This is a genomic window from Lentibacillus amyloliquefaciens (assembly GCF_001307805.1).
Lineage (GTDB): Bacteria > Bacillota > Bacilli > Bacillales > Amphibacillaceae > Lentibacillus > Lentibacillus amyloliquefaciens.
Map to the genome: position 1 here is coordinate 43,600 of NZ_CP013862.1, position 14,972 is coordinate 58,571.

General features: G+C 42.9%; 14 protein-coding genes and 1 riboswitch. All 14 genes read left to right on the forward strand.

Annotated elements, in window-relative coordinates:
- Window positions 1–199 precede the first annotated feature (199 nt).
- The 14 genes from AOX59_RS00215 (at window position 200) to sufC (ending at window position 14,961) form a co-directional block, all read left to right on the forward strand.
- Complete coding sequence (locus AOX59_RS00215; RefSeq protein ID WP_068440116.1) at window positions 200–562, forward strand: arsenate reductase family protein; 363 nt, start codon at window positions 200–202, stop codon at window positions 560–562.
- Between the two features lie 114 nt (window positions 563–676).
- Window positions 677–1,060 carry a glycine cleavage system protein GcvH gene (gene gcvH, locus AOX59_RS00220; RefSeq protein WP_068440120.1) on the forward strand — a complete coding sequence of 128 codons (384 nt, stop codon included), beginning with the start codon at window positions 677–679 and terminating at the stop codon, window positions 1,058–1,060.
- Window positions 1,061–1,170: 110 nt separating this feature from the next.
- Window positions 1,171–1,524 (forward strand): toprim domain-containing protein, encoded by a 354-nt coding sequence (locus tag AOX59_RS00225; protein ID WP_068440124.1) that lies wholly within the window; start codon window positions 1,171–1,173, stop codon window positions 1,522–1,524.
- Between the two features lies 1 nt (window position 1,525).
- Window positions 1,526–1,849, forward strand: a complete 324-nt coding sequence (locus AOX59_RS00230) for a thioredoxin family protein (protein WP_335338762.1) — start codon at window positions 1,526–1,528, stop codon at window positions 1,847–1,849.
- A 77-nt stretch (window positions 1,850–1,926) separates the two neighbouring features.
- A riboswitch (SAM riboswitch) is annotated at window positions 1,927–2,037 on the forward strand.
- A 118-nt stretch (window positions 2,038–2,155) separates the two neighbouring features.
- Window positions 2,156–3,184 carry a methionine ABC transporter ATP-binding protein gene (locus AOX59_RS00235; RefSeq protein ID WP_068440129.1) on the forward strand — a complete coding sequence of 343 codons (1,029 nt, stop codon included), beginning with the start codon at window positions 2,156–2,158 and terminating at the stop codon, window positions 3,182–3,184.
- Window positions 3,174–3,842 carry a methionine ABC transporter permease gene (locus tag AOX59_RS00240; RefSeq protein WP_068440132.1) on the forward strand — a complete coding sequence of 223 codons (669 nt, stop codon included), beginning with the start codon at window positions 3,174–3,176 and terminating at the stop codon, window positions 3,840–3,842. Before AOX59_RS00235 ends, AOX59_RS00240 begins: the two co-directional genes overlap by 11 nt.
- Before the next feature lie 17 nt (window positions 3,843–3,859).
- Window positions 3,860–4,681, forward strand: coding sequence for a MetQ/NlpA family ABC transporter substrate-binding protein (locus AOX59_RS00245; RefSeq protein WP_068440134.1), 822 nt, complete (start codon window positions 3,860–3,862; stop codon window positions 4,679–4,681).
- A 204-nt stretch (window positions 4,682–4,885) separates the two neighbouring features.
- On the forward strand, window positions 4,886–5,050 hold the full coding sequence (locus tag AOX59_RS19940; RefSeq protein ID WP_169792840.1) for a YuzK family famiily protein: 165 nt from the start codon (window positions 4,886–4,888) through the stop codon (window positions 5,048–5,050).
- A 582-nt stretch (window positions 5,051–5,632) separates the two neighbouring features.
- Window positions 5,633–6,559, forward strand: a complete 927-nt coding sequence (locus AOX59_RS00255; protein WP_068440140.1) for a fumarylacetoacetate hydrolase family protein — start codon at window positions 5,633–5,635, stop codon at window positions 6,557–6,559.
- Window positions 6,560–6,882: 323 nt separating this feature from the next.
- Entirely contained in the window at window positions 6,883–10,119 is a 3,237-nt protein-coding gene (carB, locus tag AOX59_RS00260) for a carbamoyl-phosphate synthase (glutamine-hydrolyzing) large subunit (protein ID WP_068440143.1), read from the forward strand.
- A complete protein-coding gene (gene argF / locus AOX59_RS00265) occupies window positions 10,120–11,082 on the forward strand; it encodes an ornithine carbamoyltransferase (protein WP_068440146.1) in 963 nt (320 codons plus the stop codon). It begins immediately after the preceding gene.
- A 187-nt stretch (window positions 11,083–11,269) separates the two neighbouring features.
- The gene (locus AOX59_RS00270; RefSeq protein WP_068440149.1) at window positions 11,270–12,526 is read left to right on the forward strand and encodes an argininosuccinate synthase; all 1,257 of its coding nucleotides are present in this window, start codon (window positions 11,270–11,272) and stop codon (window positions 12,524–12,526) included.
- Window positions 12,523–13,932, forward strand: coding sequence for an argininosuccinate lyase (argH, locus tag AOX59_RS00275; RefSeq protein ID WP_068440152.1), 1,410 nt, complete (start codon window positions 12,523–12,525; stop codon window positions 13,930–13,932). Before AOX59_RS00270 ends, argH begins: the two co-directional genes overlap by 4 nt.
- 243 nt (window positions 13,933–14,175) lie before the next feature.
- On the forward strand, window positions 14,176–14,961 hold the full coding sequence (gene sufC / locus AOX59_RS00280) for a Fe-S cluster assembly ATPase SufC (protein ID WP_068440154.1): 786 nt from the start codon (window positions 14,176–14,178) through the stop codon (window positions 14,959–14,961).
- The last annotated feature ends 11 nt before the right edge of the window (window positions 14,962–14,972 follow it).

The window sequence follows — 14,972 nt, forward strand, 5'->3', positions numbered from 1 at the left end:
CCAAGGTATGATAGTTATATTATAGCATGCAATCGGTTATTAAAAGGTCAGGTTTACACCATAATTTTCAAATCGGCCGAAGTTCATAGGATATTTCCCGAAGTTCACAAATTATCCCAAAACACATAAGTGACCTCGCATGCTGCCGGTAACTTTGCTATAATGAATCTAAAACAATAAAAAATAAGGAGAGAAGGGCATGACTTTAACGTTTTACTGGTATCCAAAATGCGGGACTTGCCAAAAAGCAAAAAAATGGTTCGACGCTCATGATATTGATTATGAAAGCATACATATAGTGGAAAATCCCCCGACAAAAAATGAGCTGCTCGATTTCATTTCGCAAAGCGGCATGCCGCCGAAGAAGTTTTTCAATACGAGCGGGAAGAAATATCGTGAGCAGAATATGAAGGAAAAAATTAAGGATGCGAGCACGGAAGAAATGGCAGAATGGCTGGCTTCAGATGGGATGCTGATCAAGCGGCCAATTGTGACAGACGGTCAGGATGTTACGCTTGGCTTTAAAGAAGAGTCATTCAATGAAACATGGCTTAAAAAATAAGAAACCATAGTTAACATGTACCTGTTAACCGAAGTGAAAATAAAATGCTGGAAAATTGTTAAATTGCCTAGTATAGTTATTGTAGAAGTGTAATGATTTATTGGAGGGATTCTGATGAGTTTACCGAAAGATTTGTATTATACAGAAGAGCACGAATGGGTGAAAAAAGAAGACGGGAAAGTACGAATCGGGATTACTGATTTTGCACAGGATGAACTGGGGGATGTCGTATTTGTCGAATTGCCTGAGGTCGGTGATGAACTTGAAGCCGATGAGTCCTTCGGAAGTGTTGAATCCGTCAAGACCGTTTCCGAATTGTATGCACCAATTAGTGGAACAGTGGTTGAAATTAACGAAGAGCTTGAAGACAGCCCGGAATTTGTTAACGAGTCGCCTTATGAAAAAGCGTGGCTGGTTGTATTAGAGCCGTCCAATCCATCAGATGTCGATCAATTATTAACTGCGGACCAATATGAAGAGGCTGTTAATAAAGATTAATGAACTGATGAAGCTGACTCACTCACAGGAGTAAGGTCAGCTTTTTTAATAGCTTGGTTTTTTGTTGGGTTTATCTGATCATGACTGTTTCTCTAAGGAGTGCAATATAGATGACAGCGTACAATGAAAAAGTTATCATTGTAGAAGGGTTAACCGATAAAAGGCAGATTAAAAAAGTGATGGCTGAAAATGCAGAGGTTATTTGTACGAATGGCACACTTGGTGTCGAAAAATTTGATGAGCTGCTTGATGATTATGACTTGGATAACCGGGATGTTTATATTCTGGTTGATGAAGACAGCCCCGGCATCAGACTGCGCCGTCAGCTTTCACGTGAATTGCCGCATGCTGAGCATATTTTTGTAAGCAGTGACTATCGTGAAGTGGCAACTACACCGGAGAACATCCTTGCCGCTGAACTTGCAGGGAAACGTATTGAGGTTAATCCGATTTTTCTGATTTAGGGTGATTTATTTGCAAGAAATAACAGATGAAATATATGAGCAGGATCGATATTTATTATTTATTTATACACCTTTTTGCGGTACTTGCTCCCTGGCCCGGTCAATGCTTGATAAAATTGAGGCAGTCCATCAGCAGGATATTTTTTATGAAATGAACGCCTCGCTTAATCCGGAGTTCATGCAGGAATACAAGGTCGAGAGTGTTCCCTGTCTGCTGATTAAAGAGGATGGACGGGTTAAGGACAAAATATATGCATTTAAGTCGATTGCCAACATATACAGTTACTTAATGGAATATAAGCCGGAACTATTTGCCACAAGCTGAAAAATTGCATAAGTATTGACAGTATAGAATAAGCGTGCTAAGATTTCTTTTATTGATTAGAAATGAATACTTATTATCTCTTATCGAGAGCGGTGGAGGGTCTGGCCTTATGAAACCGCGGCAACCTCAAATGATTCGTATTTGAAAGGTGCCAATTCCTGCGAAGCATCTGCTTTGACAGATAAGAGAACGTGAAGATGATCTATGATACGTCTTTCTGTTCTCTTACAGAAAGGCGTTTTATTTTTTGGTTATTAAATTAAAAACATCACATCATACTTACAGCAGCAATGAAGGAGGATAATCTTGATATCAATAAAGGGTTTGACCAAAACATTTACAACATCAAATAACCGTATAACGGCTGTCGATGACTTAACCCTTGATATTAAAGATGGTGAGATATTCGGTGTTATCGGCTACAGCGGTGCCGGCAAAAGTACATTCGTAAGACTTTTGAACAGACTGGAAGAACCATCAGCCGGACAAGTCATCATCAACGATCAGGACATTACAGCTTTAAATTCAAATCAGCTGCGGCTCACCCGTCAGGAGATTGGCATGATTTTTCAGCACTTTAACTTGCTTTGGTCACGAACTGTCACAGATAACATTGCTTTCCCGCTGGAAATATCGGGCGTGCCGAAACAGGAGCGGGAAGAACGTGTGCAGGAATTAATCAACCTTGTCGGATTGAACGGGAGAGAGAATGCTTATCCGTCACAATTAAGCGGCGGCCAGAAACAGCGTGTCGGAATTGCCCGGGCACTTGCAAACAGACCCAAAGTGCTGCTCTGTGATGAGGCAACATCAGCACTTGATCCGGAAACAACAAATGCCATCCTGGACTTGCTTGTTGACATTAACGCAAAACTGGGTTTGACGATTATTCTTATTACCCACGAAATGCATGTTATACGTAAAATCAGTAATCAAGTGGCCGTCATGGAAGAAGGTAAAATCGTTGAACAGGGCGATGTGCTTGACGTATTCCTACGTCCGGAACAACCGGTAACCAAAAAATTTGTTAAACAAATTATGGGAAGCAATGGAGATGACGGTGCGGAAGAGCTCGTCAATACGTATGACAGTGGTAAAATCGTCAGGCTGCACTTTATAGGTGATACAACCAATCAAGCTCTGATCAGCCAGATGGCCAGGTCTTTTAACATCGACATCAATATTTTACAGGGGAAAATCACGCAAATGCAGCAAGGGGCCTATGGGACACTATTCGTTCAAATGGACGGCGAAAAGGCTGAAATTGACCGGGCCATAACTTACATAACGGATGAAACCTCCGTTGAAGTGGAGGTGGTCCGAAATGTGGAATAGTCTGTTCCCGAATATTGAAATGCAGGATTTATGGGTGGCAACCTATGAAACGTTCTATATGACGATTATTGCTCTGATAGGTACATTTATTTTTGGGATACTGCTGGGACTCCTGCTTTATCTGACCATGAAAGACGGAATCTGGCAAAATAAATTTTTGAATATCATTGTCGCTTCGATTGTCAATATATTCAGGGCGATCCCGTTTATCATTTTAATTTTGCTTCTGTTTCCGTTTACCGATTTCTTGATTGGAACCATCCGGGGACCGAATGCGGCACTGCCGGCATTAATCATCGGGTCAGCTCCATTTTACGGCCGGCTTGTTGAAATTGCGCTTAAAGAGGTTGATAAAGGCGTCATCGAAGCAGCCAAATCGATGGGGGCAAAAACCCGCACCATCATTTTCCGGGTGTTGCTTCCTGAATCAATGCCTGCGCTTGTTTCAGGTATAACCGTAACAGCTATCAATTTAATTGGCTATACTGCGATGGCGGGTGTTATTGGTGCCGGGGGACTCGGTAATTATGCGTACTTCTTCGGGTTCCAGCGCCGTGAATTTGATGTTGTATTTTTATGTACAGTGCTTATTGTACTAATTGTCTTTTTATTCCAATTTATCGGGGATTATGTCTCCAATAAAATAGATAAACGATAAAAAAGGAGAGAGTTTAGATGAAAAAAGCTTTAGCATTCGTATCTGTATTAATCGTTGTATTGCTCGCAGCTTGTGGAGAATCAGCCAGCGGAGACAGCTCCGAATTAAAAGTTGGCGCATCGAGCACGCCGCATGCTCAGATTTTAGAAGAAGCGAAACCGCTTCTTGAAGAAGAAGGCATCGAGCTGACAATTGAAGAGTACCAGGATTATGTTTTACCGAATGAAGACCTGTCGAATGGAGAAATTGATGCAAACTACTTCCAGCATATCCCTTATTTAGAAGGACAGATTGCTGATATTGGCTTTGACTTTACACATCTTGGCGGTATTCATATTGAGCCAATGGGTATTTACTCAAAAGATTTTAACAGCATCGACGAGGTGCCGGAGGGAACTGAAGTATTAATGAGCCGTTCTGTTGCCGACCATGGACGCGTTTTGGGACTGCTTGAAAAAGAAGGTCTCATTAAATTGGCAGAAGATGTCAATACGGTTGATGCTACAACAGATGATATTGTAGAGAATCCGAAAAATCTGACGTTCTCATATGATTACGACCCTGCAACATTGCCTAATTTGTATGAAACAGAAGAAAATACACTGGTTGCGATTAATACAAACTTTGCCATTGGAGCAGATTTGACGCCAACGGAAGACGCTCTTATTCTGGAAGGTGAAGAATCACCATATGTTAACGTGGTAGCAGTGAAAAAAGAAAACGAAGATAACGAAGCCATCAACACATTGGTGGATGTCCTGCACTCTGACGAAATCCAGAACTTTATTAAAGAAGAATTCAACGGCGCTATCGTTCCGGTAGACGGCAAAGCTGAATAAGACGAGATTTAGGGAAATCACAGCAATTGGCAGAAATCTGCTTTATAAGTAAATGCAAAGTAATTGAATGGTTATCAGCTTTTCATACATCATTCTTTTCGTTTTAATGCTATCATATGCGCATTGTTTGAATGATTAGCGATATGATATGCTTACTATTGTAATCAAACGAAAGGATGGTTCACTATTAATAGTGGAATAAGAATGAATTACACTCCTGAAATGGAGAAAGCAATGCAGCAGTCGCACAAAATCGGCTATGAGGAATATGAAAGGAAATTAGATAAACGTATAGCCGTTGAAAAAAGGCGACAGCGCGAATATGAAGAGTGCAAGCATATGATAGCTGAAATAGAAAATAAACTTTAATTGTAATAAAAAATCCGGCGTTCTGTAACAAGGGCGCCGGATTTTAATGTGTATCTGATCAAAAAACACAGTAAACAAATTTTAAAAGGTGCTTTTCGAAGGCTTTTTTCGTAAGCTTTGCTGCTCGTTAACCACCGCATTTGATAGAGTGCTATAATACCGCTCCGGAAGTACACTCCAGCTTTCCGCGGGCTCGCGCTGAGCCTCCTCGCTCGCAAAGAACGCTCGCTGTGGGGTCTCGTCGTCCTCGCTTTCCCGCAGGAGTCTGGAGTGTAGTTCCTGCGCTAACATGGTATTGATTGGAGCGGAGGGCAGTCGAACTCCTGCGGGAAAAGCGGGCAGCTGAAGATCTTAGCAGGAAGCTGAAGCGCTGCCCTAAGGTGCGCGACTGCCCGCAGCGGAAATCAACACTGTCACTGTTTCGCAGTTTAAGATATTACGTCTTAATCAATAACCATAATTTTACTGTATTGACTGATGAATTGAGAAAACTGGGATAAAAAGTTTCAAAATAATACAAGGATTCCTGCAGTTCTAGTAGAATATGTATATATATGATAACTGCAGGAGGAGGTACATACTTTGAAATTGCTAAGCTACAAACAGAAAGGGAATCCGGGACCATATAGAATGGGGTTTATGCACGATAACAAAATTGTTGATCTTCAGGGAGCTTGGAAAAAAATGCGGCACATGACATCTGACCATGATGCGGAAAGACAATTCCCGGCGGATCCGGAACAATTTTTCTTAGCCGGTCAACAGATGATGGAACAAGCGAAAAAAGTTAAGAACGATGCAGAAACAAATAACATGGAAGATGTCAGTTTTAATCTCCGTGATGTACATATGTCTGCACCAGTCACAGCGCCTGGAAAGATCATCTGTGTCGGTAAAAATTATGCAGCACATGCGGCTGAAATGGATAGTGACGTACCAGATTACCCGGTATTGTTTGCTAAATTTGCCAATGCGCTGATTGGACCGGACGATTTTATTGAAAAACCGGATTTCGTCACAAAATTTGACTATGAAGCTGAGCTGACCATTATTATCGGCAGTGAGGCATCGAACATTAAAAGGGAAAATGCGCTTGATTATATTGCGGGCTATACAATCGGAAATGATATGTCGGCCCGTGATCTGCAAAAGCGGACCCCACAATGGCTGCAGGGAAAGTCATTGGATCGTTCGACACCGATCGGTCCATGGGTTGTGACCGCTGACGAAGTGGGGGATCCGGGCAGCTTATCAATCAGATCATACGTAAATGGCGAAGAACGGCAATCTGCATCAACCGAACAATTCATCTTTGACATCCCTTTTTTGATTGAATTCATTTCCTCGCTTATGACGCTAAAACCGGGAGATTTGATTATGACCGGCACACCAAACGGCGTCGGCATGGGGATGAATCCACCACAATTCGTCAGTGATGAGGACACGATAACTGTTGAAATTGATCATATCGGCAGATTGGAAAATAAAATTAAAGAAATGCGTCAATAAGATGTGCGTGCAGATCGGAATAGCGGTCTGCACGCTTTTTTATGCCGCATGTAATGGACAGTAACCCGCCAAGGAGCGGCGGCTAACTGTCCCTAAATGTCCGATTCTGTTCAACTAACATTCAGCGGGAAAAGCATTCCGCTGAATGAAGTTTCACTTTATTTACCTGTTATTCCGGCATAACAGGTAACTAGTTCGTCCAAATAAAAAACAATTTAAAGAAATTAGCATTTCCTGTTGCATTAATATAAATTTTATTGCATAATAATACAAAACAATTCATATTTAGTAAATGACTCGTTTAAGAAAAAGGAAGGTGCTGTATGCCTAAATTACAACATATCCGGAAAGTTCTCGTAGTTGGATCAGGTCCCATCATCATCGGTCAGGCTGCAGAATTCGATTATTCAGGAACGCAGGCCTGCCTGGCATTGAAAGAAGAAGGTGTGGAAGTCATTCTCGTCAATAACAACCCTGCAACCATTATGACTGATGATACAATGGCTGATCAGGTTTATTTGGAACCTTTGACGACCGAATCACTCACAGCCATCATTCAAAAAGAACAGCCGGATGGAATATTACCGACACTGGGCGGCCAAACCGGATTGAATCTGGCAATAACATTACACGAAGCAGGCGTACTGGAGCAATATGAACTGGAATTGCTCGGGACCTCTTTAAAAACAATCCAAAAAGGTGAAGACCGCGATATTTTTAAATCAACGATGAATGACATTGGTCAGCCAGTTCCTGCAAGCTTATCCGTTCATTCAGCTGACGATGCTATCCGTTTTTCAAAGTCAGCCGGTTTTCCGATTATCATCAGACCGGCCTATACATTAGGCGGAGCAGGCGGCGGTGTCGCTGAAACGGAGCAGGAATTATCATTAATGGTACAGCATGGACTTGATGTGAGTCCTGTCAGTCAGGTGCTTGTTGAACAAAGCATTAAAGGCTGGAAGGAAATTGAGTTTGAAGTGGTAAGAGATGCTGATGATAATTGTGTTATCGTCTGTGACATGGAGAATATCGATCCGGTAGGTGTTCATACTGGCGACAGCATCGTTGTGGCGCCTTCTCAGACATTGACCGAACAAGAGCAGCAATTATTGCGCAACGCATCAACTGAAGTGATCAGGGAGCTTGGTGTCGTTGGCGGATGTAACATTCAGTTTGGCCTGCATCCTGATACTGGCGAATACGTCATCATTGAAGTTAATCCAAGAGTTAGCCGTTCAAGCGCACTTGCTTCAAAAGCAACCGGCTATCCAATTGCCAGAGTGGCAGCAAAGATTGCAATGGGGTGGAATCTTGATGAACTTCCAAATCCAATGACCGGCATGACATATGCAGGTTTCGAACCGGAATTGGATTACACTGCTGTCAAAATACCACGCTTTCCGTTTGATAAATTCAAGACAGCCGACAGAAAACTTGGAACACAGATGAAGGCAACGGGTGAAGTAATGGCTTTGGCTGATAATTTCCCTGCTGCTTTGAACAAGGCTATCCGATCACTTGATATGGCAACAGGGCATTTTCCGCTACTTTCGGATTGGTCATCAGACGAGATAGAAGAGGTGCTGGCGACTCCGACTGATGAAAGGCTGTTTGTGACAGCAGAAGCAATCAGAAGAGGTTATACACTCGATGATATTCACAAATTGACCGGTATCAGTCATTATTTTCTGGATAACATCGCCTTGATTATAAAGATGGAAGAGACACTTAAAGAACTGGACTGGAATGATATTACCAAGAAGGAATGGCATGAAGCGAAATCAATTGGGATATCTGATCAGACTATGGCAGAGTTCTTTGACAAAGATTTAACTGCTGTATGCGACTTATCGCTTAGCATGAACATGGCGCCATCCTTTAAGGCTGTTGATACAGGCTTGGAAAAGAACGGGACTGATTTGGGCTATTATTATAGTACACACAGCGGTATTAATGAGGCAGTGTCATTAAAGGGAAAAAAGATTGTTGTATTAGGAGCAGGTCCGATCAGAGTTGGTCAGGGTATAGAGTTTGATTATTGTTCCGTTCATGCAGCTATGTCCCTGCAAGAGCAGGGCATCAGCGCGGTGGTCATCAACAATAATCCGGAAACAGTCAGTACAGACTATAATACAGCCGATCACCTATACTTTGAGCCACTGACTGTTGAAGACGTATTAGCCGTTGTACAAAATGAGCAGGCTGACGGTGTTATGGTGCAATTCGGCGGCCAGACAGCGATTAACCTTGTTAAAGAGCTGAGCGAGGCAGGCGTCAATATCTATGGGACATCATTATCAGGCATTAACGCCGTTGAAGATCGCGATATGTTCTATCAATTGCTGCAAAACCTTGATATCCCTCATATACCGGGCAAGACAGCAACAAATGCAAAAGAAGCTGTTGCCACGGCAGAGAAAATAGGTTATCCGGTTCTCATCCGCCCATCTTACGTTATTGGCGGAAGCGGCATGATCATTTTAAACAGTGAATCCGAATTGATGACCTATCTGAATGGCTTGGATGAGGGGGTATCAGAATCAGCTATATTTCCATTGTTAATTGATCGATTTATTCCAGGCCGTGAATTTGAGATAGATGCGGTATGTGATGGAGGAGATATTTTAATCCCCGGCGTTTTTCAGCATGTTGAACGAGCAGGAATCCACTCCGGAGACAGCATCGCCATTTTTCCGGCGCCGGAGTTGTCAGGTTCGCATAAACAGCTGATCGAATCATATACAACAGCGATCTCAGAGGAATTGAATTTCCAAGGGATAATCAATATTCAATTCGTCCTGAGTGAAGATGGCAAGGAATTGTATGTGCTCGAGGTTAATCCGCGTGCATCACGGACAGTTCCAATCGCAAGCAAAGTAACGGGCATCCCGCTCATTGATCAGGCCGTTCAGGTGCAAATGGGCAGACCGTTGAAACAACAATCAGAGAAACTCGGTCTGCATGATGATTTGCCTTATTTCGCTGTTAAAATGCCGGTATATTCCACAACGAAATTGTCTGGTGTGGATCCTTATGCCGGACCGGAAATGCAATCAACCGGTGAAGCAATCGGCCTTGGAACAACCGTTGGCGAGGCGATGGCAAAAGCTTGCGGCTGGACTGAAGGCAGTCTCTTGAACCAGACAGCAAATAAAGAGGTTTATTTATCATTTGTAACGGAGGAAGAAATAACTGAACAGCTTGCCTCTTTGCTTTCGGATTTGTCAGTTAAAATTACAGCGGATGAAGAAACGGCATCGTTCCTTGGCAAAAGGCGAGTTCCTGTAGATCATATTATGGAAGTGAAGGAAGCATCGGACATTTGTTCAGGAAGTGGTTTTGCACTCGTTTGTGACACACAGAAATCATTTAAAGAAGATGCGCATACCGAGCTTAGAACGGCTGCATTAGCAGTCAACACACCGTGTCTGACAACAAGCGAAACACTCCAGGTTTATTTGCATGGCTCAGCGCAAAAACAAGCTTACCCGGTTTCGATAAGTGAATACTTAAGTTCAAGTGAATCTTTGAATGGACAGAAGGAGCGTGTAATGTAAATGAAAATTGAAGCTGATCCCGTAAATGCAAGCGAAAAGTTGAAAGGACGCGATTTTTTAAAACTTGCTGATTACACTCAGGAGGAACTGCTGTATTTATTGCAGCAGGCTGATGAACTGAAACAAAAGCACAAATCAGGGGAACATGCTGAACCGTTAAAAGGAAAAACACTCGGCATGCTGTTTGAAAAACCTTCTACAAGAACACGTGTCTCTTTTGAAACCGGAATCTTCCAGCTGGGAGGAACAGGTATTTTTCTGAGTTCGGGTGACCTGCAGTTGGGAAGAGGCGAAACGATTGCAGATACAGCCAAAGTTCTGTCAGGATATGTTGATGGGATCATGATCAGGGCTTTCTCCCATAAGACTCTTCAAACATTCGCTCAATATGCAGAAATTCCTGTTATCAATGGACTGACTGATCTGTACCATCCATGTCAGGTGCTAGCTGATCTGCAGACGATTCAGGAAATGAAAGGGCGCCTGAAGGGAATAAAACTGGCATATATCGGTGACGGCAACAATATGGTGCATTCGCTTATGATTGGTGCTGCTATAATAGGAATGGATATCAGCATTGCCGCTCCGGATGACTATCTGCCCGAGTCACCGGTCGTGCAGAAAGCCCTTGAAATCGCAGGGAATACAGGGAGTCAGGTGGAAGTGTTATCAGAACCGCAAGCTGCCTTTGAAGCGGCGGATGTTATATACACCGATGTATGGGCGAGTATGGGACAGGAAAATGAGGCAGAAAATCGTGAAAAGAAATTTTCCGGTTTTCAAGTAAATAAGTCACTCTTTTCACTTGCAAGAAACGATGCCATATTCATGCACTGTCTGCCGGCACATCGGGGGCAGGAAGTGACTGCAGAGGTCATTGACGGCGGGCAATCTGTCGTCTTTCAGCAAGCCGAAAATAGAATGCACGCCCAAAAAGCATTGATGGCAGCACTCATGAGTTAAGGTAAGAACTTTAAGTGGGTATCCAAAAAGGAGGATAAAAAGGACCGAGAAGTTCGAGGCGACGCAGTTTTGAGCAGCGGAGAAACAAGTCAACGAAGAAATTCGACGTGTCATTTTTACCGGATTTTTTGAACAACCTTTTTAAGGGACTATGATTTATAAAAAACAACGCTAAGGAGAGGATATTGTGAGTAAAGAAAAAGTTGTATTGGCATATTCGGGAGGACTCGATACATCGGTTGCTGTAAAATGGCTTCAGGATAAATATAATTACGATGTTATTGCTGTTGCGATTGATGTCGGTGAGGGTAAGGATCTGGATTTTGTTAAGCAGAAGGCGCTCGATGTTGGTGCAGTGAAGTCATATGTCGTTGATGCCAAATCGCTATTTGCCAACGAATATGTGCTTCCCGCTCTACAGGCTAACCTTTTATATGAAGGGAAATATCCGCTGATTTCAGCACTTTCAAGACCGCTGATTGCCAAACTGCTTGTCGATATAGCCGAAAAAGAAGGAGCAACAGCTGTGGCCCATGGCTGTACCGGTAAAGGGAATGACCAGGTGCGCTTTGATGTGGCGTTCGCTGGCTTGAATCCGGAACTCGATGTTGTTGCACCGGTTCGTGAATGGTCAATGTCGCGGGAAGAAGAAATTGAATTTGCTAAAGAACATAACATTCCTATTCCTGTCGGTGTGGACAGCCCATACAGCATTGATGAAAATTTATGGGGACGCAGCAATGAGTGCGGTATTTTAGAAGATCCATGGGCAGAGCCACCGAAAGACGCCTATGACTTAACGCAAGATCCAGTGGAAGCACCGGATGAACCGGAAGTTGTGGAAGTTACATTCAATAAGGGTAAGCCAGTTTCACTGAACGGAGAAGAACTGGAACTGGATCAGCTGATTTTGTCATTGAATGAGATCGCCGGCAAGCATGGTGTTGGACGTATTGACCATGTAGAAAACCGTCTTGTTGGCATCAAGTCAAGAGAAATCTATGAAGCACCGGCCGCATCTGTATTACTGACTGCTCATAAGGAACTCGAATCACTGACATTGACCAGGGAGACTGCCCGTTTCAAGCCGACTGTTGAAGAACAATTTGCACAAGTGGTATATGACGGTCTCTGGTATTCGCCGTTGACTGATGCACTCAAAGCATTTGTGACAGAAACACAGCAATACGTGTCAGGTACTGTCAAGATGAAACTGTTTAAAGGACATGTCCATACGCTGGGACGTAAATCAGCACAATCGCTTTATGATTTCAATCTGGCTACGTACAATGCTGATGATGCCTTTGATCACAATGCGGCTCTAGGGTTCATTAAATTATGGGGTCTGCCGACAAAAGTGCATTCATCCATTAATCAAACAAACGAAAGCCCTGAAACAGAGACAAAATTAGATATATCTGTGAAGGAAGCTTTAAATCAATGAAATTATGGGGCGGTCGTTTCACAAAATCAACTAATCAACTCGTAGATGAATATGCGTCATCGATTAATTTTGACAAGAAACTGGCGGCTTATGATATTAAGGGAAGTTTGGCACACGTTAAGATGCTAAAAAAATGCGGCATCATACCTGAAAACGATGCTGACATGATTACAGATGGGCTGCACATTGTCTCTGAAAAGATTGATAATGGTGAAGCGGTGCTGCATGAAGAAGACGAAGATATTCATATGAATGTTGAAAGGCTGCTGACTGAAGAAATCGGACAAGTTGGCGGTAAACTTCATACCGGAAGAAGCCGAAATGACCAGGTGGCCCTGGATATGCGGTTATATTTACGCGACATTATTTTGGAAATGACACAGCTGCTCACAGATGTCCAGCATGCACTCTTTAAGCAAGCTGAGACGCATCGGGACACTGTGCTTCCTGGATATACCCACCTCCAGCGGGCGCAGCCGGTATTGTTCGCGCACCACATGCTGGCTTATGTGTTCATGATTGAACGGGATATTGAACGGCTTGCTGATAGCTGGAAACGGATCAACCAAATGCCGCTTGGAGCCGGTGCATTAGCTGGAACAACTTTTCCGATTGACCGTGATTTTGTCGCCGGACAGCTGCAATTTGATGGTGTTTGTGACAACAGTCTTGATGCCGTCAGCGACCGGGATTTTGTAGTGGAGTTTCTGTCCGATGGTTCAATGATCGCCATGCACTTATCCAGATTGTGTGAAGAAATGGTGCAATGGTCAAGTGCAGAATTTAATTTTATAGAGCTGGATGATGCTTTTTGCACAGGAAGCAGTATGATGCCGCAGAAGAAAAATCCTGATGTCCCGGAGCTTGTCAGAGGGAAGACAGGACGCATTTACGGGAATTTAACCGGCATGCTCACGATGTTAAAAGGCTTGCCGCTCGCTTATAACAAAGATATGCAGGAAGATAAAGAAGGCATGTTTGATACAGCTGAAACATTAAGCGGAGCTTTGCGGTTATTTGCGCCAATGATTGAAACAATGCACGTTAAGAAGGATTCAATGTACCAGGCGGTCAGAAAAGACTACTCCAACGCCACTGATCTGGCGGATTATCTGACCGAAAAAGGGATGGCATTCAGGGAATCCCATGAGGCAGTAGGCAAGATTGTACTGCATTGTATTAATGAAGGGAAATATATACTGGATTTGACACTTGAGGAACTTAAATCATTTTCCGGTCTGATTGAAGACGATATTTTTGAAGCACTCAGCCCGGATGCAGTCGTAGATGCGCGCAAAGCATACGGCGGCACTGGAAGAAACAGTGTCAAACAGCAGTTGAACAAAGCGTCAGAATTAATCAAAGCCAATAACGAATGGCATAAGACAAAAGCCGAATTGATATAAGAACACTAAAATGTCCGGGGCTTGCCCCCGGGCGTTTTTGTGATGCATCAACACCTTTAATAAAAAGTGTCCGGAAAGAATATCATTAATATGACATATTGTTTAATAATTACTATCGATTAGCTTTTGAGAGTTGATAATACATTCGAAATGATTTAAGATTATAATGAGAATAGATTGAGAATGGATTTTAACATATCTATTTCCAACAATCGCATAATAACAGTAATTGGAGGTATCAAGATGGCAGGCTCAACATTAGAGATTAAAAACCTTCACGTTGAAATTGAAGGTAACAAGATATTAAAAGGTGTCAACCTTACGATAAATGGTGGCGAGTTCCATGCAGTTATGGGACCAAACGGAACAGGTAAATCAACACTTGCCTCAGCTATTATGGGCCATCCAAGCTTTGTAATTACAGAGGGGAGCGTCCTGCTTGACGGGGAAGAAGTTCTGGACATGGAAGTTGATGAACGTGCCAAAGCAGGTCTTTTCCTCGGCATGCAATATCCGAGTGAGATCAGTGGTGTTACAACATCAGATTTCTTGCGTTCTTCCATTAACGCACGCCGTGAAGAGGGCGATGAGATTTCACTGATGAAATTCATTAAAGAAATGGATGAAGTCCTGGATTTTCTTGAAATCGACAAAAATATGGCTCAACGTTATCTGAACGAAGGTTTCTCAGGCGGCGAGAAAAAGCGTAATGAAATTCTGCAGCTTATGCTTCTGAAGCCGGAAATTGCCATTCTGGATGAAATCGACTCCGGACTTGATATTGACGCATTAAAAGTCGTTTCAAAAGGTATTAACAGATTACGTGATGAACAATTTGGCTGCTTGATTATTACACACTATCAGCGTTTACTGAACTACATCACACCTGATAAAGTACATGTTATGATGCAGGGACGTATTGTGAAGTCCGGTGGTCCGGAACTGGCTAAGCGTCTTGAAGCTGAAGGTTATGACTGGATCAAGCAAGAGCTTGGCATTGAAGATGAGAACGTCGAGCAAGAAGTTTAAAAGCTAGGAGG